Genomic DNA, 22020 nt, shown 5'->3' with positions numbered 1-22020 from the left:
CCGGCGCGCTGGCCGGGCTTAATGATTTAACAGGGTTGAAGCTGAATAATTGCCATCTCAACCGCGCGATTGGGCGAGCCGGTTAACTCCCTATAGCGCAGTTGCAGATTACGCAATTCTGTCGCTACCACCTCTTTTTCTGTTGCTGATCCACGCTGTGCCAGCTCGAGATAACATTGCCCGACTAGCCGGCACGCTTCTTCAAAAACCATGTCGTACGTTTGCATCTGCCTCTCCTCACCTTTAGAAACTAAAAAAACACTTCATCCATCCTGTCAGGCAGCGATGCGCACAATCTTTACCCAGATCAATAAATGGGCATATTGTTCTGGCAAAGTGTGCGGTTTTATCGCAGGAATCCTTGAAAAGAGATCACATCAGACTGGCATTCGCCTGCGCAATCCGTACCATACGCACTCATGTCATAAGGGTTCATTGCCGCTGAAGCTTTATTCAGCCGCCAACGACCCTTGCGTTCATTCTCAAGCGTGAAAATAATGTCAGAAAATCAAGAAGTAACCAAAAAGAACAATATAATCTGAAGACATAAGACAGTTACTACAAGTTCTTGGCAGTAATGGATAGCCTTGATATTTCATTCGGTTAGAATATTGCATAAGTACGCAGTTTTACACTGACCGCCAATGACAATGCCCCATTTAGTGCTCTGAAAAAGATATTTGCCCCTGATTTCGCCCCTCGTTTATCTCCCTGAATAGATCGTTAGCTCCCACAATCGCTGCATTATTAATCTTTATGAAACATCAAAACTATGTGCGCATCAGTTATTTTTCCTAAGTTGTGCCAGGCTTAGAGTCGATGCCTCATTAATGGAGATTAAAATGAATAAAGTTGCCTGGCTCGCAGTAATGTTACCTCTCAGTTTTGGCGCTTGTGCTGAAACCGGGGGATTTGAAGCGGGTAAAACACCACCTCCTCAGAGCAAAGAAGATGCAGGTTATAAAGGATCCGAAGACACCGCGGAAACACCGATCACACTGATAAAAGATTTCCGCCAGGGCGGTTATGTCACTCTTGAAGGTTACATTGTTAAAAAAGTGAAGGGCAACATTTATCAGTTTCGTGATAGCACGGGCACAGTAAACATTGACGCTCCAGAGGCTACCTTTAAAGGCAAAACCTTCAATTCTGAAGATAAAATCCGCGTCAGTGGCAAGGTGTTTGGCAAAGGTAAAAATGCGCATTTAAAAGTTTCACGTATAGACGAACCCTGATAAGTAAACGATGGCCCCGCTCATTAAGGGCAGGGGCCTGACCCCATAATAGCTAGCGCTAGCTCAAACGGCTAGAGTGTGCATCCATAAAATCCCGTGGTTGAAAGCCTGACACCTTCAGCACATACCGAATAAGTTCAATACTACTTTCAATAAACGTCCATCTCTCCCGCTTTAGATTACATGATGGCAAACCTGGTATTTAATGATTGCGAATCTGACTATAGCAAGCTGAATAAAGGATTTTGATTGTTTAACTTTGCTCCTGGTGTAGAGGTAAACTTCACTCGGTTAAGCTAATTATTTTATGGTGTTAGGCCACTAACACTGCTTAGTTTTATCTATGGCAAAGCAGGCATTACCTTAAAAAATTTACTTAGTCATGACTTAATCTTACCGCTTCGCATGCAATCCCATTATCACAGTCTAAACTCTGTTTTATCGCTACCACTTTCCTGTGATATCGATAAAACTCCGTTTGATCATGATTCGCACTCTTTGTGCAGGCCCGGCTCGCCACCAGCTCCGGGCTTTTCTTTTAAATGGAGATTCTCATACACTTCTGTTTTTGAATCTTTCAATATTTCTAAAACGAGCACTAATGGAGCATTTTGAAAAGAGGGTATTAAATCAGAGGTGCTGTACATAAATTAAGCGCACCTTTCCATTTGATGAGAATTTAGCCTTTGAATGCATTTCTGTCCGGTTCAATGCGATTCTTCCGGCTTCAATTGTACTTTTTGAATGACTGTCAGCCAATGCAAGTATTATGTGTTTTTTATTTTCAGGCAATTACAGTGGTGCACAATAACCATATTGACTATACGTTCACTTGCCCCTGACGGGTGTTTTTTTGTACTCAACTGGCAATGGTTGCATCACTACATGCGATACAATGTAAGATGCGTCATATCAGAAAGTACAATCATTATCCCAAAGATTGCCCACGATTAAACTCACCTGTAGTGCGGTCTTTCTTCCTGTATGGTCTACAGTTGTTGGTAAATAAATTCCTCCTGAATGAGAAAACAGGTCCGTATGAGAAACCTGACGATTCCTGCACTAACGACTGTGCTTTTGCTTGCAATAATTTTTCTGCTACAGGCACAATGGATTTCCATGATGTGGTAAAACGTCTTATCATGGCAGAACAATAAAAAAGATAAATGATTATTAGACACTCTCTGCACAGGCTGAACTCAAGGGCATCCTGTGTTTTTTTTTGCGTCAAAGTCTGTGTACTTCATTAAAGAGTCTATTTCATGCTGTTAACGTTAATATCGGATTACTTAAGTAAAAGGCGAAAGATTCTCCACCCGAATTATCCTATCTATCGTTTTGTGTGTCTTTCTTTTGACCTTCTTACACTGCCCCCCTGACTGAATCACCTTCTTCCTGCCATCATCAAACCTCAAAACATCAACTGTTCTCATTCTTTTTGCCGCTTCGCTAGCGTTTAATCAGTTACAGTCTATTTTCAAAAGGTCGCCTTTTACTTCCCTGTTTAGACGACACAACTCTTATTGAAAATGTTTGGCATACATTGATGCCGCCCGGGTGACTGGATTCTCCCGGGCTTTTTATTTACTGCATCAGATTGGCGATCTATCTTGTACCTTTATGGCCGTGACCTCATGAGTAACTACGCCAAGGATAGCCATATCTTCCAGTAAGTCTTCTTCCAGAATCACTCCTTCATCCGTTATTACCCGGTTTGGATGTGTGTATAGGTTTCCCCACTCATACATCCCTAACATATCCAGCAAAACAGTATCACCATCTTCCGGCCGCAGTCGTTCATCAATGATACAGGTCCGCCCCTGAAACTCGACCACATAACATGTTGTGCTTGTGAGTAGCAGCAGTTGAAGAGGATTTAGTAAAAATGTCACCTCGCAACGGGGAGGTCCGAAAAGCGGGTGGTGTAAGCCGGCGACAGCATTTCCCGCTTCATAGCCCATGTTTTCTGCATACCCTGTCCTGCAAACCATAATTTCCCCTTCCCGCTTTGGTTAAGGCCGTCAACGACACGCATCAGCGTTTCACTGTTAGCCTGTGGCTTAAATTCGTCAAAGAGATTGAGCTGAGAAACGCCCTGGCTGTAAAAATCTCCCAGCATCACGCCGGCTTTCATAAAGCGGCATCCATCGAGCCAGATGCGATCCAGTGACTCCATGGCCACGCGGATAATGTCCCGCGTGTCGTTGGAGGGTGTTATCAGCGAGCCCATTGCCTGATTACCGTAAAACGTCTCCCCTACCGCGTGCGGACTGGTTCGGACGAAAACGGCTATCTGCCGGCAGTATTGTCGTTCACTTCTGAGCTTTTCGGCCGCGCGCTCGGCATAAGCACACACCGCCTGACGCATATCCTGGTATTCCGTTATGCGGGAACCGAATGAACGCGAACAGACAATCTGCTGTTTCGTGGGCGCAAATTCCTCCAGCTCGAGGCAGGGTTCGCCACGCAGCTCCCTCACCGTCCTTTCCAGCACCACATTGAAATGCTTACGGATGATGTACGTGCTATGCTCTGAAAGGTCCTTCGCGGTGATGATGCCCATCGCATTCAGCTTTTTGCTAATACGCCTGCCCACTCCCCACACATCCTCGACCTTCACCAGTTCCATCAGCCTGCGCTGGCGCTCAATGTTCGATAAATCCAGCACGCCCCTGGTTTTCGTCCATTTTTTGGCGGCGTGATTGGCCAGCTTGGCGAGCGTCTTAGTGGGTGCTATCCCCACTCCAACGGTCAGATGCGTATCGCGCTTTACGCGCGCGCGAATTTCCCGCCCGTAGTCTTCCAGCACACGGCAATTACGTATCCCGGTCAGGTCCATAAAAGCTTCGTCAATAGAGTAGATTTCAACTGAGGGTGCCATATCTTCCAGAGTGGTCATCACTCTGTTACTCATGTCTGCGTATAAGGCGTAATTGGAACTGAATACCTGAACTTTATGACGCCTGAACTCGTCTTTGAGCTTGAAGTACGGTGCCCCCCATAGGCAGCTGCAGTGCTTTCGCTTCTGCCGAACGCGCGATAACACAACCATCGTTGTTAGAGAGGACAACTACCGGCTTGCCACGCAGGTCCGGTCTGAACACCGTTTCACAGCTGGCGTAAAACGAGTTCACATCCACCAGGGCAAACATTAACGGCCCATCGTCTTAATGGAGTGCCGGACAACGCCGAAGATTTCAAACTGGTCGGCATCGGGAATCGGAATGATGGCATGTGCTGCATTCATTGGCTTAAGGTGGAGGACGGGCCGGGTCATCAGTTGCTTCACGGTGAACTCTCCAGAAATTGCAGCCACGATGATGTCGCCATGCTCCGCGTTGACGGAGCTGTCCACCACCAGCATGTCGCCATCGTTAATACCACCCTCGATCATCGAATCACCACTGACCCGGATGAAATAGGTCGAACTGGGATGGCTGACCAACAGATTATTAAGATCCAGCCGCTGTTCGACATAGTCCTGAGCAGGCGAAGGAAAGCCACACGGGACTCTGGCAATAATAAGCGGCAACTCCAGATTGGCGCGGATTTCCGATGGTCTGAAAAACTCCATGATAATAATCCCAATAAACACTGTATGTATAAGGGTCTTCCCCTGTTGTGGTGGCTGTTGTAGGATTTTTGCTGTTTACCGAACAACAGGAGGAGAACACTTGAATAATAATGCTGCTGTTGTCATCAGAGATTACATCTCTGCTTATCCTGACCCCATCGTTATAAAGAAAGACAGTACTGCCTTTATCAGCCATTGTGATCTTGAATATCGCGGATGGGTATGGATAGCGCTTGCCTCCGGTAAAGCTGGATGGGCCCCACAACAAATATTTACTCCCCTCAGTGCAAATGAAGTCGTCTGCCTCGAAGACTATACAGCGCATGAATTATCAGTCAGGTCCGGCGAGCAAATTACTGTTATGAAGTCCCTTAATAGCTGGTACTGGGCGCTCAATGACTCAGGTGAATCTGGCTGGGTGCCAGAAGAATGTGTAAGTATGCCGGGTATCTAATTTTAATCCGGTACGCTCTTATGGATGAAAGATCCCTCTATGCCCACATTCTCAATTTGTCCGGTCCGTGGCAGGTTGAATCCTTGTCCCTTGATGAAAATGCGGGTTCCGTTACTGTCACCGTCGGAATCGCTGAAAATGCGATATTAACCTGTCCTGCCTGCGGCAAATCCTGTCCTGTGCACGATCACCGGCATCGTAAATGGCGCCATCTTGATACCTCCCAGTTCACCACGATTGTCGAAGCCGATGTTCCCCGCATTATGTGTCCGGAGCATGGTTGCCAGACCCTGCCTGTTCCGTGGGCGGGTCCGGGAAGCCGGTATACGCTTCTGTTCGAATCGTTCGTGCTTTCATGGCTGAAAATCAGCACCGTTGATGCTGTCAGGAAACAACTTAAGCTCAGCTGGAATGCGGTTGACGGCATTATGACCCGGGCAGTTAAGCGAGGCCTTGCCCGGATAAAAAAGCCATTATCCGCCCGTCATATGAATGTGGATGAGGTTGCCTTTAAAAAAGGACATCGTTACATAACGGTGATCTCCGATCGCGATGGACGGGCGCTGGCCTTAACGGATGATCGCGGCACAGAGAGCCTTGCCAGCTATCTTCGCACGCTCACTGACGGGCAGTTGCTGGCTATCAAAACGCTCTCCATGGATATGAATGCAGGATATATAAGAGCAGCACGTATCCACTTACCCAGTGCGGTTGAGAAAATCGCCTTCGACCGCTTCCATGTAGCAAAGCAACTGGGCGAAGTGGTGGATAAAACCCGCCAGAATGAACATCCGCACCTCCCTGTAGAAAGCCGGCGTCAGGCAAAGGGAACCCGCTTCCTGTGGCAGTACAGCGATAAGTGGATGACCGAATCCAGGCAGGAAAAGCTGATATGGCTGCGTGCACAGATGAAGCTGACGAGCCAGTGCTGGGCGCTAAAAGAGCTGGCAAAGGATATCTGGAACAGGCCATGGGGCGAGGAAAGACGGAATGACTGGCAGAGATGGCTGGCGCTGGCGGCCAGCAGTGACGTTCCCATGATGAAAAACGCGGCTAAAACGATAGGAAAAAGGCTGTACGGGATCCTGAATGCCATGCGACACAGTGTCTCAAACGGAAATGCGGAGGCACTGAACAGCAAGATCAGGCTGCTGAGGATAAAAGCCAGGGGATACCGAAACCGGGAGCGCTTTAAGCTGGGAGTGATGTTCCACTACGGGAAACTGAATATGGCGTTCTGAGTCTCCCACCATGATCGGGGAAGACCCATTTACACACAGTATTAACGAGTTGGTAATGCTGTTCAAGCCGTACCGCTTGAGACTTTTTAAGCTGATTGAATGCTATAGGAATTAATACGTGAAGGGCATTTGATAAAGGAGATATGGTATGTAAAGAATCTCAATAGCCCATTTCGGCGATGGGTAACCCATGACCGGGAAGGAATATTTAATGCCGGGAATTTGTATGAAAAATCAGCAAATTCAGGCTATTTAAAGCGTTAAACTGCTTATTCATAACAAATGAACTAAGCTGAATGTCTGCGCAGTGAATGGCACCTGAGAACTCAGGCCGAAGAGTGCTCAGTAATACAACATAATGACAATAAGGACTTTAACTAATGGATGACGTGGATCTGGCTCAGGAACGTGAAGAAGCGCATTTAGCGGCCTCTTTGTCTGCCCGTAAGCCGCGCCTGGTAAGCCGAAATGGTAACTGTATCTGGTGCACTGATGAGGCAATAGTGGCTAACACCGCTTTCTGTTCTGCAGAGTGTGGCGAGGACTATCACAAGCATCAGCGTGAGATGAAGCAGAGAATTACTGGTGATTTGATATCTTGAAAAGTATTCACCATAAACACAAAACCCTTTTTATATTGCTTATGTCAGATTAGCTGCTATGCGATTGGAAAATATTACCGCTAAGGCGATGTAGCACTGCCATTAGGAATGATGTCATATTGAACAATAAATTTCTGGCAACCAAAATTATGCCCGTACTTAACGGCCTTTATTACCTGTTAAAATAATTGAAATCAACATTTAATTCTACTCCTGAACTTTGACAGATTTTGTAGAAATTCTATGCTTAAATAGCAACATATCGTTGCCTTACCATGGGAAGCAAATTATGAAAAATTTATTAGGCGGGATGTTCATCATAGCGAGTTTGATTACACTGGCGGGATGCCAGCATGAAAGCCCTGCGGTGGGTAACGATGGCCGCCCACATGCACCGAGTAATGAGTCGGTGCCAGGTGGGCCATTGGGTAAGGGCCCGGTCGGACAACCACAGAGTTAAAACAAACCCTTTGACTAGAATGCTTAACCGCATGAATGTTTTAGTTATGCAGGAAAAACTGGCTTCCCTGCAGTGGTGACTCGACGCATCATTGCTGGCCAGAGATAATTAGGAAAGATTATCTGACACACTTCTCACAGACTGCAGTTAATAGCAATCTGTGTTTTTTATTTTCGGATTAGCAATATTTCAGTTACATACTAAACTGTTCCCGTTCCCAGCGGGACGCCATCAATTTAAGGCAAAACTTCTGCCGCCCGGATATCTATCCGGGTTTTATTTCTTCGCGCATGGCTAATCAACACCTTGAGACTCTTCAGCACTACTTGCCTTTGAAATTCATGGCGACAAAACATCTCTTATTTTCAGTGAGTGGCTTTCTGAGACAACCAACTAAAAACAGGAAATGATTTTATTTTAATCGTACTTTCAGAACGTATCAAAGCACTTCAATACATACTGAGGAGGTTTCAAACACCAAGGCCGGGTAGGTTCCTAACTTGGAAATTCAGTATCTGCACGAACACCTTCGAGTTGCTGATAAGTGATGGTGGCAATATCGAAGGGCATTTGAATTTTATCAAAAATACGTTTTTTACACTTTTATAAAAATATACTCCATAGCATCAGGACGAATGAATTTTGAAATAATCGAAAAAACCTTTCAATTCTTAATTAAGATAGACGCAACAAATTTTAATGAATCTGCTATTTAACTTCGATCAACCGGATTTTTAAATGAATTTAAATATCCTTTTGGCTTGACCGCTGCTCGCGCAGTCTTTTTCGATAATAAATGACTGTATTTAGTCGGCTCTTTATTCTGAAATTGGCATGGTTTATCACTTTTGCCCATCGGGGGTCAACGGTGTTCCGATTATAAGTTTTAAGAGCATCCAGTAAGGTACTCCACTGGCGGGCCTGGTAAGATTTGTCATCCCTCAGGTTAATTCGCATATGCTGTATGGTAGAATCAACCTGCCTTTTGGCTTCCAAAAGACTCAAACCCGACTGATGTGCCGCGGCTATTTTTCTGATCTCAACGACGTAAAACTGCAGATCAAGTCCGTTTTCTCTCACTAACCCCACCACTCACTGCTAATTATTTTGAATATTAAATAGCAGAAAAAATCAAAAAATAAAGCGAAGCCGTGAATTTAAAAAGTCTAGCTTTTGGAGTAACTATTAGATGCGCAATTTTTAAACTTGACAATTTACTTGATAGTAATCAACTAGTTCAGCGTTAACGACCTGGCACTTTAACTTCACGAGATTGATTTAAATATAAATAATTTGAATCATTCACACTCAATTCATCTAAGAATTTTTATTAAATCATGCTGCTATGTACGGAAGAGTTCAATAGCAATGAAAAAGAAATGTACAATTGATGTCATATTATATAACTTTGGGCCGCGGCTATCGCCGCATGTAACGAATGGTGCATTGCATCACCTCTGTAAGTGTTTATGGATTTCCACTTATAGAGGTTTTTTTTAGAGTTAATCAATCTAAACAAGCACAGCTTTAGATTTCAAATTCACCACATGAAAATTTCCCTTCCCCAATTTCATTAGAACTATTTGGCAAGAAGTCATTCATAACGCATAAATCGATTGTTACTTCTTTTTCCTCACTTAGATTTCGACCACGCTTCAACATCTTTTCGTTATGTCGCATATCACCAAATGATTTAGAAATCGTCACAATAAGATAAATTTTATTTATCGACATCCAGCAACACATTAAAGGAGTTTAAGTAAAGATAAAAGACTCGTTTACGGCATTTTGCTTATACAATTCTAAAGAGCCCTGCTGCTTTTATCACGACCAATCAATTTTTATTTCTTACGAGTTGTCAATGAAAAAAAGTAAAATATAAAAAACCTTCTGCGCTGCAAAAATCATTTTTCACTCCATAATTAAAATGTCTAAACATGGAGAAAAAAATGAAGAATCCAACTCTGCTACAGGCATTCCACTGGTATTACCCTGAAGGTGGCAAACTCTGGCCTGAACTCACTGAGCGAGCGTCAGACTTGAAGGAATCTGGAATAAACATGGTCTGGTTACCCCCTGCCTATAAAGGCGCCGGGGGTGCAGCTTCCGTAGGATACGACACTTATGATCTGTTCGATTTAGGAGAATTTGACCAGAAAGGTAATATTTCAACAAAATATGGTAATAAGGAAGATTTACTCAGGGCTATCAGCTCATTGAAAGATAATGATATTGCTGTTTTATTAGATGTTGTTGTCAATCATAAAATGGGGGCTGATGAAAAGGAGGCAGTTCAGGTCAATAGAGTGGATGAAAACGACCGTACAAAAATTGACGAAGAAGTTGTTAACTGCGAAGCCTGGACACGCTATACCTTTCCGGCCAGAGCGGGAAAATACTCTCAGTTTATGTGGGATTTTAAGTGTTTTAATGGTGTAGACCACATAGAAAACCCATCAGAGGATGGGGTATTTAAGATAGTTAATGATTACACGGGTGAAGGCTGGAATCAGCAGGTTGATGAAGAAATGGGTAATTTTGATTACCTTATGGGCTCAAACATCGACTTCAGAAATCACGCAGTAACTGAAGAAATAAAATACTGGGCGCGCTGGGTCATGGAGCAAACCGGATGTAACGGCTTCAGACTTGATGCGGTAAAACACATTCCCGCCTGGTTCTATAAAGAATGGATTGAACATGTACAAGCTGTATCAGATTCGCCACTATTTATTGTGGCTGAATACTGGTCTTTTGAGTTAGACAAATTACAACAATATATAAACCAGGTTGAAGGGAAGACAATGCTCTTCGACGCACCTCTCCATATGAAATTTCATGAGGCATCTAAACAAGGCAGTGATTATGATATGAGCCGAATCTTTGAAGGCACATTAGTTGAAGCCGATCCTTTTCATGCGGTCACGCTGGTTGCTAATCATGATACTCAGCCCCTGCAGTCTTTAGAAGCCCCGGTTGAAGCCTGGTTTAAACCGCTGGCATATGCGCTTATCTTATTGAGAGAAAATGGCGTTCCTTCAGTATTTTACCCCGACCTCTTTGGAGCAGACTATGAAGACACAGGTAATGATGGTGAAACCCATCGTGTAGACATGCCAGTCATAGATAAACTCGATAAGCTAGTGCTGGCACGTCAGCAATTCGCGCATGGCGTCCAGACATCCTGGTTTGATCATCCTAACTGCATTGCATTCAGCCGGAGTGGCACGGCGGAACAACCAGGATGCGTTGTGATAATGTCAAATGGTGATGATGGTGAGAAAACGCTTAATCTTGGTGAACCCTTAGCTAATCGTATCTGGCGAGACTTCCTTTTTAATTCCGATGAAGTTATCAAGACTAATGAATCAGGTGAAGGCGTGTTTAAATGTAAAGCGGGTAGCGTAAGTGTCTGGGTTCTCGAAGAATTTATTTCCTGATAAGCTGCCCCCCACATTACTGTGCCGGCAGAATGCATACTGCCGGCAACAATTATTTGGTGGAAAGCTGATATTCTGGGTGTTTTCCTGCCAGCAGTAGTAAAAATTCGTATTCTCCCTGACTGAGTTGAGCAGGTTTCGAAAGCGACTCTTTCATCTGCCACACTCTCAGGCTCAGATTAAATCTTTCGGCTGCATTAGCCTGAGTCATACCCGCTTCAATGCGCAAGCTGCGAATGTCATTCTGGGCGGACATTACCGGTACAAAGTTGTTTTTCTTCATAACTTATCTCTGGCGTTAGTCTATGGTATGTGTAGTGGTCAAACAGATTTATAAATAACTTCACTTTCAACTGTTTAAGGCTAATATTTTTTAGTTATCGAATTAAAAAATATCGCTTCGCTTATACTTCCACCCCGCCTCGCTTAATAGCCGTCTCTATATCAGAAACATCCCATAAATAGTTTTAGACATTTAATAGGGAATATTCTGCTTTTTAGTTTTATCAAATCATTCAGAATCTGACACCCCAATGAGCCCCAATTAAATCAGAAAAATATCATATGAGGTTAGTCATGAAAGACCCAATTCAACGTCGCATTCCCCATGATTTGACGCAGGTAATAATAAATGAGCACTGGCAAATTACCTACTGGACTCTTACACTCCAAACCACTCAGGAAAGACTAACCAGAGCTATCAGAGAGGTTGGCTCAAATACAGAACTGATACGAACATGGCTCAGGGAGCATCCCCCTCTCATAACCCCCAAACCCATGATTTAATTATCTGTAATTAAGCGAGAGTTTATTATCATTTGAATCAGTTATGCCAGGCCGTCGATTAATATATCTCACACCTGTGTGGTTGCCGGTAATGCGAAATGAATGATGGTCTTAGCCATGTCTTCGGTTCTGGTATTGAGCCTTACGGCTGAACTTGCAACATGCCTTACCAATGTGGAATTTTGCTGTGTGACCCGTTCGATATCGGTAACTGCTTGCGTCACCTGAATGATCCCTTTGCTCTGTTCATTTGAAGCATAAGAGATTTTCCTGATGAGTTCATCTACTGAACAAACGCATTGGGTCACCGCTCCCATGGTGTGCCCGGCACGGTCTGCGACCTCTTTGCCCTCATTCACACGAGCGAGAGTTGTATTGATTAATCCTTCAATTTCTTTGGCTGCACTTGCGCTGCGTTGTGCAAGTGTACGTACTTCTGTAGCAACAACAGCGAACCCTCTGCCCTGCTCGCCTGCCCGGGCTGCTTCAACGGCAGCGTTTAACGCCAGTATATTTGTCTGAAATGCGATACTGTTCACTGTGGCAGTAAACTGCCGTATTTTTTCGGCTTCCTCGGTAATACCATTCATCATGAGGCCAACTGAGTTCACCAGCTTTTCGCCTTCTCCGGTGATATATGCCGTTTTCTCAGCAAGACTGCTTGCTTCATCAGCACTTAATGCATTTTGCTGAACGTTCGCGCTCAGCTGGGTAATACTATGTGCGGTCTGCTCTAAGGAAGTTGCCTGTTGAGTAGTCCTTACAGAAAGGTCAGTATTGCCCGCTTCGATGTCTGCAGCCTCACGCTTCAGCAGGTCCGTATTATTCCTGATGGAAAGTACAGTTAATAAAAGACTGTCTTGCATGGCTTTCACCAGTGGTACCAGCTGCCCTACACAATTTCTACCCAAATCTTGCAGTGGATTAGTCAGTTCACCGGAAGCAATTCCTCTGAAATGTTCCCTTAAGGTTGTCAGAGGCTCAACGAGGTGCACGACCAGAAAGCGGTCGCAGAGAACCAGTAACATAAAGATAAATAATGAAGCAACGGTGAATGCTAACTCCAGTTTTTGACGATCATCGTTGAATGCATTCTCTTTGTCAGCCAGTCTCTCCTCGAGGAATTCTAAACGCTCTTTTGATGCTGAATTAAAATTTATATCAGAACCTGTTAAGGCTGTTCGAAATTCATCCCAGTCCGGTGTAGCAGGAACTTGTTCTGCTAAGGTTCTCTTTATGGAATCGTCACCTGATTTCATCGTATTACCTGCTCGGGTCAGAAAGATGAGTTGAGCAACCAACTTTCCCTCACGCTGCGTTTGTTTATGTAGATCTCTTAAGATTTCTGAACCATATAAGCCTGCAAGAGCAACAATAATAAAAGCGGCAACGAGAATGCACTGCACTACCCGGCGAATAGTAAAATTCGTAAGAAAGTTCATTTAATTACCTGGTGTTGTGATTAATTTAGACAAAAATAGTAACCATATAAATTATTTTAGTAGTGCGCTATTAGATTGCGCACAAGTGCGTTATCAGTTAGAGTCTGGCAGGCATTTAAAAAAAAGGAAATATTCCAGCAAGAAATATTTTTCTCAAACAGATTGACCCTTTTAATTAAACTAAAAAAAACAGGACGAACTCAAGGGGCTGTCTTATGATGGCGAAAGAGACAACAAAAAGCGTAATCTTCAGTCAGTTTTTAGCTTCTTCTTCCGGTCGGTTATTTTTCTTTCACTTTTACGTTCCGGTTATTAGACCCGGCACGGGGGATTTATGGTAAAAAATTTAAATGCTACTAATGAACGTCGAAAACGAGCGCTTGACGCCCTTCTCGCACCTGATGAAGGAAGGGACAGTGTTCTGAGAAAATTTGTTCATTTAGCCAATCAGGCGCTGGGTATCCCAGGAAGTTTCATTTCAGTTTTAGATGAGGAGTTCCAATACATTCGGGCCTCACATAATTTCTCACTGAAACACTCAAAAAGAGATGAGTCTTTATGCCAACATGTGGTTAATGACGACAATGCTCTCATCGTTCCAGATACATGGCTGGATGCTCGTTTCTTAACCCACCGCTTTGTTACTGGTGAACCCTACATACGTTTTTATGCGGGCGTTCCGCTCAAAGATCGTGAAGGCCACGTATTAGGTACTTTTTGCGTAACTGACCGGGAACCACATCCGTTCAGCGATATGCAACTCGCGACACTACAACAGCTTGCTGAGTTGGTTATGTCATTTCTCGAAGCCTGGCATGCCACCGGTTTTAATGACCCTGTCACTCTCTTGCCCAACCGCTCCCGACTAATCAGCGATATGCAGTCGCTCGCTGCAGAAGGAGATAAGGTCAAGCGTCGTCTTATTATTATTGATTGCCTGAAAATGGCTCATGCTTATGACTTGGCTAAAACAGTTGGAATGGTGCCGGTTGAAGAACTTCTCAGGGATATAGCTATAAAATTGCCTCGCCGAATACGTCCTCAAAACGGTGAGATGTTCTATGCGCTTTCCACTGGACGTTTTGCCATTCTGGTGCGCGACGAAAGCCGCCTGGACGCCTCGTGGATTGCAGGGCGTATGGAAGGCATCTGTGCTGAGTTAGGTAATGGGATATCAATAACTCTTACTTCCCATGCGGGCCAAACGGATTTTACGGCGATTTCATCCAAAGCCTGTGATGTCGTTCGCCGTGCCTCGGCTGCGCTTGAAGAAGCGATCGATAAAAATTTACCCTCAGTGATGTATAAAGAGTCTGAAGAAATAAAACATTCAAATGATTTTACTCTTATGAATGAGCTTTCTGATGCAATACGTTTTGATAAAGGCTTATACCTTGTATATCAGCCTAAAACCTGTCTCACATCGGGTCAGCCCGTCGGCCTGGAGGCGCTGATACGTTGGACACATCCTGTCAGAGGGGAACTGTCACCCGCGGCATTTGTACCCATGGCTGAACAAACGGATCTACTTCATGAGATGACGGAATGGGTGATTGACAAGACGATAGCCTGCCTAAAGCGATACAATCGACAGAATATTCAATTGCCCATCACAATCAACGTCAGCCTGAACGATTTCGCGAAAAACAATTTTGCAGATTTATTAGAATCAAAAATGCTGGAAGCACGTTTATCTAATAATCTCTTGGGAATTGAATGCCTGGAAACTGAGCGGATTATAGAAAATGCACAGGCACTATCCGGTTTGCATAGACTTTATGAAAAAGGGTTTACCATATCTCTGGATGATTTTGGGACAGGCTATAGTAACATCAGTTATCTGAGACGAATGCCGCTGGATATAATAAAACTTGATCGCTCACTTATATCAGGTGTTTTAGAAGATACCTCCTCGCTTATCATCGCGCGCAGTATTATCAGAATGTTAAAAGAGCTGAATTATACGGTGCTTGCGGAGGGTGTAGAGGACGCTGAAGTAGCAATTCTTCTGAGTGATTTTGGTTGCGACCAGGCTCAGGGGTATTTCTTCTCTAAGCCGCTATCTGATCCCGAACTGGACATATGGCTTCAAAGACGCTTAAAGAACTGAAAGCACAAATTTGGTTAACTAGATACCTACTATGACTTGGTTGCGCATTACTCCATTAACACTATTCCTGTTGCTCACTTTGGTAAATTATAAGATTCATCCTGGACGTTTTAATCACAAAAAGCACTATAACTTTTGCTTAATACAGATAATTAAGCACCCTCTAGAGGGATGAGTAGCTTTAAGAATCGGTTATAAAAACAACTTTTAAATCCAGCTTTTAACCCGCTATTGCGGGTTTTTTCTCAGCAGTAAAACGATCAAAGCAATTCTTACATCACTCGTAGAAATACGTTTTTTAATTTAAGCTATTGTTTAACGACTGGATGCGCGTAAAAAATCGTATTAATATGTGACAGCTTAAAATTCGAGTTGGCCTATGGCTGCTATTCTCACCCCACTTTGTTGCTTTCAAAAGCGTTCCCAAGGAAAATTTCTCTGCATGTAACCAAAGCAATGGTTAAATTGTGAAGGATTTATTGCAAAGGATGGCTGATATGAAACTTGCTCAGAAACACTATAGATTATTATCAATAATTAAAGAGAGAGGATCAGTACCCTCCTCCGTCAAACCCGTTGTCAGGAAAGAGTTATCAGAGATGGGGCTTATTGAGTTTCTCTTAGGCGATGAATGTATGCGTGACAAAGAGCGATATAAACTTACTCCGCGCGGGAGAGAAATATTGGATGAATATGACTTTAATCTGGCCGCAAATGCGTTTAAAAGCACCTGTCAGGGAAAACGAAACTCCAGTTAAAATCTATAGATCATTGTATTTTATAAGGTATTCAGAGATAGCCATACACATCTTTATCAGTTAATTACCAGTAAAATAGTACCGATTATTGTAAACACGCCCCCAGAAAGTAGACCAACCAAAGAACTATCGAGAATAAACCAAGCTATTTTTGCTCAAACAGATTAAGAATTTCGGCATAATATATTGCTTCCATTGGACATATAACATTTTCAAGCCTTAACAATAGTCGCGAAATCATGGCACGTCTGTTGACACAACGGCGTTCACGCAGCAATTCATGCACCAGTTCACCAATCATAATCTCTGTTGGGGGTAATACTACCCTTTGAATATTTTCACCGCCTTCATCAAGATAATGAATATTCATTTTTTTCCAAAAAATTAACTAATAGTTCATAAACTATAGATCATATGACCAGAGTGGCCTCAATGAAATCAGGTCATATTTAACTAAATTTTAAATAATTGACATACCTCACAGAATTCCGATTATTTTTTCAATCCATTCCAATCACACAACACTTACCTCTCATTTAATCATTGAGTAAGCAAGACCTTGTATGATTACTTGACTAAATTTAATAATCAGCCACAAAAAATCCTTGCTTGGACTTAATATTTTGATGATAGTTTCACTCAAAATCTAAATTTATTAGGTAAATTTAACAAATTCCAATTAAACCTACACCTTCAAATCTCCTCTATACATTGTTGTAATGTTTTTTTAGCAACATTGATACCTGATTCAGCTTTGAATTGAATCCAATGTCGGAAAGGCTTAATTTTTAATAGTCTGGGAACTATTTTTACATTGTAACTAGGAATGTAAAAACACCGCCAGAGGTGACGGTGTTTTTTTGATTAATGTGGAATTTCTGATACTTCTTTGACTTCCTGCTTATTGATCTGTTGCTTAACACCGTTAGCATCAGTGTAACCTAGCAATCCTGCATCAGTCTCTGTAGGCTTACCATCGCTGACAATAGTTTTGCCATCATTAGTATGGATAGCATAGCTTGTCCGGGTACAGCCCGTTAACGCTGACAGCGCGATAATCGTGGCTAATGATGAAGAAATAATTTTTTTCATGAACTAATCCTTATCAATTATTTAATTCACTCATATTGGTGATTTTGTCGCGGTTGATTTGTTCAGTTCTTCCTGACTGTGCATCTTTGTAAGATACTAAACCCGTATCACTGTCAATTTGAGGTTTACCGTCTGTAACGATTGTACGACCGTCTGTGGTTTTGATAGCCTGATTTGAAGAACATCCCGCGACTGAAACTGCAAATGCTGAAGCAATTAGCAGGAAACCTATGCCTTTTTTATTCATTACTGATCCCTCATTTGGAAAAAAATTTTACTAACTGTTCAATAATAGATGGTTTCTAGCAATCTGCTTCAGAATTGTACTCATACCCCACGAAATGCAAAAAAGATATGCCAGTGAGGATTCCGGTTTTGATCTTTTTTATGCGTCAATCTACATGCGATGCATTAAAGACCTTAAAATTATGATGTTACCTTGTTGCTGGCGATTGGTCGTTCCAGAGAGTATTAAGCAGGTTTATTAAGTCGGACGTAACTATTTGTTGTGAAGCAGACTAACTGCGTTCCTTCACAGAGCAATTCGTAATACTCCCTTTTCGCTATTTTTTTTGATTATGAGCATAGGCATATCCTGATTATTATGCTACCAGATGAATATTCGCTTATTGTTTGGAACCTGAGGATAAGTATGCTGAAGTAAAGAGTGTAAAATACTAACTAACACTACGGATTTAAATGCTGTTAGTTCAGATTGGTTAAATCGAGGCTCATTCAATTCAGGCTACGCTCACCGGCTTCATCCACAGACCTTTCTTTTCTGAAAGAGCCCTGATGATTGGTTCAGAAAGGTCGACTTCTCTGGACAGTTTTTCAGACTGCCAATAGCGTTCGAGTGTGAGTCTGCCTGTCAGGTCACATGTACAATCCATGGTTGCTATGATTTTGTGCCGGGCGACGTTACCCTGCATCGTAGGTACAGAACATACGACTGCAGAAAAATAGAGCTTCTCATCAAACAGGATCCACATACGGCCCGGTTCATGCTCAATGGTGCCGAGCATTTCAAAACGACGGTAAACTGTACTGGTGCTGTAAGACATTGGAATGACGTTCATGTGTATCAATCACTCAGGTGCGAATAGTAATAATTATGAACACGTTGCCGAGTATTCACTCGACACGATACCTTTAACTATAGGTTTAGAATATTTTTTTAATTCTATCCACCCCTATAATTCTTTATGGCGATTTTTTAATCACTCACTTGTACTGAATACTTGCCCTACCCACTCAAATAAGTGTGTAAAACCTCATTCGTTGTAAGCATACAATCCCTTTGAAAGGGGTTTAAAAAGCTATCGTGCACATCCCAACGCTAGCCATAACCCACTAATCTCGGCGACTATGCACTTCTGATAAGCACTGAATAGTGAATTTTACCTGAAAGAGTTAAGCCCAACACCTGCTTCATTCCACAGCCAATATTTATAATAGGAATGCCCGCATTAATTATGGCTGGCAAATTAGGGTGATTCTTATGCAGGCTGTATGCGGATTACACAAAATATCTTTGAACAGAGTGCTCTTGCGGACTTTTAGAGAAAGAGTCTAATCAGGACAAATATTTTTTTGAATAAACCAGTATTTTGGCCTACCCTCAATCGGGCTTGGAATAGTTCCGGCTTTGGGTGAAATGGAAACAGAATTTTTTCCCGGGAATTGTCCCGGGATTTTTTTTGCACTAAAGAAGTGGCTATTGCTTCCCCACTCCATGGCTGTCTGGTAAAGGAAACCAATGCGATACGCGATATTGCCTGAATGTAGCGTCCCCCGGCATAAGAATTTGGGTGAAATTTTCAAATGATGCCTCATATTTTCCGCTTCCTACCCCTTCATCCGTACATATTGCAACTACCTGGCCGTCTGCGGGCTTTTCAACTTCATAATCAATCCAGTTCATACATTCTCCATTTTAGCTGGCTTAAAATATGGACTGCCTTTCCCCTTACCGCAAAGACAAATTCAATTTTAAGATAAACGGAAAATCGGTATCTGCTTTTTGTGGTTTCGGCCGATGATGGCCGCCTAAATCGTACAGAGTGAATCTCGTGTGCTTAAAAAAACAAATTCGCCGTAGGTGCTATGATCATAATTCGGAAAACCCGCTTTATATAGGCGATATGTTAAAGGCATTTGGCAGGCTGAAGCGATTCTGACTGCGGCTTTTTGGGGTCATCGGGAGACACCGGGGAACTTACCTATATTGGAGAATGAAAAAGCGCTACGGGGGTGGCCATGCTCTGGATGGAAGAGGGTCTGTATCTAAGGGTGGAAGAGTTGCCGGGCGGCCCGCGGCCGCTGCCGATGCTGAGCGGGTTCAGCCTAACTACCGCCTATCGGGCGCTAGGGTGTTTTAATCCGTCGGAAACGTCGGACGCCTATTTCATTCTTTCCAACGATCGCGATGAGGTCTGGTTTATTTATAACCGGCACCTTAGAACCGTTGTTATACGCCGGGACTGCACGGCATTCCGGTTGCCGCTCTCCTTTTTCGGCGAGCATACTTTAACCGGCACCCTGTCGGCAGTCCTCGCCAGACTCAGCGATTAAAAAGCATCCTGAGCAGAACCATCAGATGTGCCGCCTCGGTTTCATCGCTGGTCGCGTCAAGCCGCGCTATCATTTTCAGGCACACAGCAGTCCGCGTCAGCCGGCGCTCCTGTCGCAGGATCTCAACGGTAATGCGGCCCAGCAGCGCAATCTGGCAGGGATGGGTAACCTGGCTGAAGTAACCGGTGAGCCCGGCATCTTTAACAGGTGGTAGTCCGTCCCGTCGCATGAAATACCCGTATGGAGTGAATAAGTTCGGGCGCAAAATAACCGATGTAATGGCGCGTGTACAGCAGTAATCCGGCAGTGCTAAATTCTTTAAACAAAACCTGGCATTACTTCATTAAATTCATAAAGTTAAATTTACGCTCCGGTTATCAGGGAAGCTCATAGATAAAAATAATAGCGGCGGACGACAGCATGCCCATTACCCTGCACGATAACATCTTCAGTCAGGTACTGAATTCGGAAGACACTAACCGGGCCGATACCCGGGTATTTCTTGCCGGCGATGCAAAGCCTTTACGCTGCCCTATTAATTTTGTACGGCTATTCCCTATGGCAGTACGCAGCTGAACGGCAGTTCAGGCTGTACGCACAGGAGCCCTAGCCGGAAACCGTCTATGCGGTGACTGGATGACAATGAAGACTACACCTCGCCCTAGCAAGCCAGCATACAGGTTAAGATATGGCGCAAAAGCCAGCCGCTGCATTAGTATACGCTGCATCGCCTGGCACGACGAGTTTTCTGCAATTTGCTGCCTCGCTGGTCGATCATCATTACCGACAGCGCGCAGACCAACGCGGCAGAAGTGATGTGGATGAGAATGGTAGCCTGGGCCCTGCGCGACCCGGAGCACCACGTGTACGTGTGGGACGGCACAGGTGAATCGGGCTGCCTGTACCCGGTACGCAGCTGGCTGGCATTTTGAGACCGCTGGCCCGCCTTTCTGCTGGGGCGTCCAGCCTGAAAGTCATCTGTGGAGACGGGGTGTTGTTAGCACACAGCCCCTAACGCTGCGCGGAACTGACACAGTTGCGGAACGGCACGGCCGCAAAACAGCTCTCCATCGGAGGGTTGTTACGCACCGTTCCGCGCACAAAGCCTGGCGCATTACCATGAAATGGCAAGCCGCACGCGCTGTCAGGCGCTCATTTCAGATACAGCCGTCCTGCAACTCGTGTCCGCCGTCGTATTCCTGAAAAAAAGCGTGCCGAACTCAGGCAGTCCTGTGCCGACGTGCCACAATTTAACTGCCTGAAATGCAGGACATCTTTTAACTGAGGAAGACATCATGACAACAACAAGACGCGGTGGTGCTGGAAACTTTGCGGCCGATCCCGCACGTGCCTCCGAAGCAGGCAGTAAAGGCGGCGCCGCCAGCGGCGGCAACTTTAAAAACTGTCCCGACCGCGCACGCGAGGCCGGCCGTAAGGGCGGACTTATCAACCGCCGGGGTTCCAAATCTAAAATTTAATTGAGCTGAACATACGCGCGACGAGGCTAATATTACATCCCGGCGCGCTTATTTAGGGAATCTTCATTTCCTAAATACTTTTTGATTCTGATGCAGAATAATCTCCGCGTTTTTCTCAGTAATTTTTTTCTCGCCCGTCTCGAACTTTTAAAGGGTTAACCTTACAGCCTGACAGATGGTTAGCCGTAACACTTTCAATCCTCGGATGAAATTAAATCTCATATTACCCCGATTCCTTTAGATGAAATCGATTTCAGGTAAAACTTAAATTTTATTTAGTATTTTCCGACGGTTAACCCTGATAGCCTGTCAGGCATCTGAATTCATGATGTTTTTATCTTCTGACGGAAGCTTTTATTTCAGGCTGGCCGGACAATGCGCTGAAAATAATGATACGGAAGAGGACTTCATTGCATTAAACCACTACACTGAAATACCGCTATAAGACTGAGAGTGAGCTGAACATGTTTGAAGACTTTCATAACGGAAACCAGCTGATTATTGGCGAGGCTGCGGTTCACCTGGCGATGAATAATACGGATATCACCGTTAATTCAATTATCCGGGAACTGGCTGATATGGCCGCAGCTGAAGAAGATCCTTTGCGCTGCGTGCAGATAAGAGGGGCGAAGCGCTGGCTTCGCGGGTTTAAATCATTACCGGGCAACCGGGACGAGCTGAGATGGGTCACCGGAGCGGGCCGCACCTCACCGCACTAAATAGTTTCCGCCTGTCCGCGACATACCGGGCAGGCATCTTTAATGACATCTCATC

General features: G+C 44.1%; 24 protein-coding genes and 1 pseudogene. 13 read left to right on the top strand and 12 right to left on the bottom strand.

Going from position 1 to position 22020, the window contains the following annotated elements:
• Positions 1-26: 26 nt before the first annotated feature.
• On the bottom strand, positions 27-227 hold the full coding sequence (locus CRO33_RS03575; protein WP_034821329.1) for a DUF2767 family protein: 201 nt from the start codon (positions 225-227) through the stop codon (positions 27-29).
• A 615-nt stretch (positions 228-842) separates the two neighbouring features.
• Between CRO33_RS03575 and CRO33_RS03570 the strand changes: the two genes are divergently transcribed.
• On the top strand, positions 843-1235 hold the full coding sequence (locus CRO33_RS03570) for a YgiW/YdeI family stress tolerance OB fold protein (RefSeq protein WP_097117058.1): 393 nt from the start codon (positions 843-845) through the stop codon (positions 1233-1235).
• A gap of 482 nt (positions 1236-1717) precedes the next feature.
• On the opposite strand, the gene CRO33_RS24530 is transcribed toward CRO33_RS03570, so the two are convergent.
• The 3 genes and pseudogenes from CRO33_RS24530 to umuD form a co-directional block, all read right to left on the bottom strand.
• Positions 1718-1882, bottom strand: coding sequence for a hypothetical protein (locus tag CRO33_RS24530; RefSeq protein ID WP_176505720.1), 165 nt, complete (start codon positions 1880-1882; stop codon positions 1718-1720).
• A 1241-nt stretch (positions 1883-3123) separates the two neighbouring features.
• Positions 3124-4387, bottom strand: a pseudogene (gene umuC / locus CRO33_RS03565) (translesion error-prone DNA polymerase V subunit UmuC).
• A complete protein-coding gene (gene umuD, locus CRO33_RS03560) occupies positions 4387-4809 on the bottom strand; it encodes a translesion error-prone DNA polymerase V autoproteolytic subunit (protein WP_097117057.1) in 423 nt (140 codons plus the stop codon). The pseudogene umuC and the gene umuD overlap by 1 nt, the downstream one beginning before the upstream one ends.
• Before the next feature lie 100 nt (positions 4810-4909).
• Here umuD and CRO33_RS03555 point away from each other — a divergent pair, with 100 nt between their 5' ends.
• The 4 genes from CRO33_RS03555 (at position 4910) to CRO33_RS24525 (ending at position 7566) form a co-directional block, all read left to right on the top strand.
• On the top strand, positions 4910-5263 hold the full coding sequence (locus CRO33_RS03555; RefSeq protein ID WP_160834697.1) for an SH3 domain-containing protein: 354 nt from the start codon (positions 4910-4912) through the stop codon (positions 5261-5263).
• A 20-nt stretch (positions 5264-5283) separates the two neighbouring features.
• A complete protein-coding gene (locus CRO33_RS03550; protein WP_097117266.1) occupies positions 5284-6504 on the top strand; it encodes an ISL3 family transposase in 1221 nt (406 codons plus the stop codon).
• Positions 6505-6884: 380 nt separating this feature from the next.
• Positions 6885-7106, top strand: a complete 222-nt coding sequence (locus tag CRO33_RS03545) for a DUF2116 family Zn-ribbon domain-containing protein (RefSeq protein WP_097117055.1) — start codon at positions 6885-6887, stop codon at positions 7104-7106.
• Positions 7107-7395: 289 nt separating this feature from the next.
• Positions 7396-7566: a hypothetical protein gene (locus tag CRO33_RS24525; protein WP_166935051.1), complete on the top strand. Its 171-nt coding sequence runs from the start codon at positions 7396-7398 to the stop codon at positions 7564-7566.
• A gap of 1527 nt (positions 7567-9093) precedes the next feature.
• On the opposite strand, the gene CRO33_RS24375 is transcribed toward CRO33_RS24525, so the two are convergent.
• Positions 9094-9300, bottom strand: a complete 207-nt coding sequence (locus tag CRO33_RS24375) for a hypothetical protein (RefSeq protein ID WP_141398999.1) — start codon at positions 9298-9300, stop codon at positions 9094-9096.
• Positions 9301-9515: 215 nt separating this feature from the next.
• Between CRO33_RS24375 and amyA the strand changes: the two genes are divergently transcribed.
• Positions 9516-11006, top strand: coding sequence for an alpha-amylase (gene amyA, locus CRO33_RS03535; protein WP_097117053.1), 1491 nt, complete (start codon positions 9516-9518; stop codon positions 11004-11006).
• 52 nt (positions 11007-11058) lie between these two features.
• Here amyA and CRO33_RS03530 read toward each other — a convergent pair whose 3' ends face one another.
• Positions 11059-11289: a hypothetical protein gene (locus CRO33_RS03530; protein ID WP_097117052.1), complete on the bottom strand. Its 231-nt coding sequence runs from the start codon at positions 11287-11289 to the stop codon at positions 11059-11061.
• 281 nt (positions 11290-11570) lie between these two features.
• Here CRO33_RS03530 and CRO33_RS03525 point away from each other — a divergent pair, with 281 nt between their 5' ends.
• Positions 11571-11792 carry a DUF3606 domain-containing protein gene (locus CRO33_RS03525; protein ID WP_369682968.1) on the top strand — a complete coding sequence of 74 codons (222 nt, stop codon included), beginning with the start codon at positions 11571-11573 and terminating at the stop codon, positions 11790-11792.
• A gap of 68 nt (positions 11793-11860) precedes the next feature.
• On the opposite strand, the gene CRO33_RS03520 is transcribed toward CRO33_RS03525, so the two are convergent.
• Positions 11861-13234, bottom strand: a complete 1374-nt coding sequence (locus CRO33_RS03520; protein WP_097117051.1) for a methyl-accepting chemotaxis protein — start codon at positions 13232-13234, stop codon at positions 11861-11863.
• A gap of 334 nt (positions 13235-13568) precedes the next feature.
• Here CRO33_RS03520 and CRO33_RS03515 point away from each other — a divergent pair, with 334 nt between their 5' ends.
• Together CRO33_RS03515 and CRO33_RS03510 are read left to right on the top strand one after the other, a co-directional pair.
• A complete protein-coding gene (locus tag CRO33_RS03515; protein WP_097117050.1) occupies positions 13569-15344 on the top strand; it encodes a GGDEF domain-containing phosphodiesterase in 1776 nt (591 codons plus the stop codon).
• Positions 15345-15832: 488 nt separating this feature from the next.
• Entirely contained in the window at positions 15833-16102 is a 270-nt protein-coding gene (locus CRO33_RS03510) for a hypothetical protein (protein ID WP_141398998.1), read from the top strand.
• A 145-nt stretch (positions 16103-16247) separates the two neighbouring features.
• Here CRO33_RS03510 and CRO33_RS24370 read toward each other — a convergent pair whose 3' ends face one another.
• From CRO33_RS24370 to CRO33_RS03490, 5 genes are all read right to left on the bottom strand, one after another.
• On the bottom strand, positions 16248-16472 hold the full coding sequence (locus tag CRO33_RS24370; RefSeq protein ID WP_141398997.1) for a hypothetical protein: 225 nt from the start codon (positions 16470-16472) through the stop codon (positions 16248-16250).
• A gap of 494 nt (positions 16473-16966) precedes the next feature.
• The gene (locus CRO33_RS03505; protein WP_097117048.1) at positions 16967-17194 is read right to left on the bottom strand and encodes a YgdI/YgdR family lipoprotein; all 228 of its coding nucleotides are present in this window, start codon (positions 17192-17194) and stop codon (positions 16967-16969) included.
• A 13-nt stretch (positions 17195-17207) separates the two neighbouring features.
• A complete protein-coding gene (locus CRO33_RS03500) occupies positions 17208-17441 on the bottom strand; it encodes a YgdI/YgdR family lipoprotein (protein WP_097117047.1) in 234 nt (77 codons plus the stop codon).
• Positions 17442-17934: 493 nt separating this feature from the next.
• Positions 17935-18273 (bottom strand): hypothetical protein, encoded by a 339-nt coding sequence (locus CRO33_RS03495; RefSeq protein ID WP_141398996.1) that lies wholly within the window; start codon positions 18271-18273, stop codon positions 17935-17937.
• 638 nt (positions 18274-18911) lie between these two features.
• The gene (locus CRO33_RS03490) at positions 18912-19118 is read right to left on the bottom strand and encodes a hypothetical protein (RefSeq protein WP_097117045.1); all 207 of its coding nucleotides are present in this window, start codon (positions 19116-19118) and stop codon (positions 18912-18914) included.
• Positions 19119-19453: 335 nt separating this feature from the next.
• On the opposite strand from CRO33_RS03490, the gene CRO33_RS03485 reads away from it, so the two are divergent.
• From CRO33_RS03485 to CRO33_RS03470, 4 genes are all read left to right on the top strand, one after another.
• The gene (locus tag CRO33_RS03485) at positions 19454-19768 is read left to right on the top strand and encodes a hypothetical protein (protein WP_097117044.1); all 315 of its coding nucleotides are present in this window, start codon (positions 19454-19456) and stop codon (positions 19766-19768) included.
• A 25-nt stretch (positions 19769-19793) separates the two neighbouring features.
• Positions 19794-19982 carry a hypothetical protein gene (locus CRO33_RS24520; protein WP_176505719.1) on the top strand — a complete coding sequence of 63 codons (189 nt, stop codon included), beginning with the start codon at positions 19794-19796 and terminating at the stop codon, positions 19980-19982.
• A gap of 1081 nt (positions 19983-21063) precedes the next feature.
• The gene (locus CRO33_RS03475; protein WP_097117042.1) at positions 21064-21246 is read left to right on the top strand and encodes a general stress protein; all 183 of its coding nucleotides are present in this window, start codon (positions 21064-21066) and stop codon (positions 21244-21246) included.
• 464 nt (positions 21247-21710) lie between these two features.
• Positions 21711-21965: a hypothetical protein gene (locus CRO33_RS03470; RefSeq protein WP_097117041.1), complete on the top strand. Its 255-nt coding sequence runs from the start codon at positions 21711-21713 to the stop codon at positions 21963-21965.
• Positions 21966-22020 lie beyond the last annotated feature (55 nt).

The organism is Pantoea sp. GL120224-02 (assembly GCF_900215395.1).
Lineage (GTDB): Bacteria > Pseudomonadota > Gammaproteobacteria > Enterobacterales > Enterobacteriaceae > Pantoea > Pantoea communis.
This window is presented reverse-complemented; position numbering and strand designations above follow the sequence as displayed.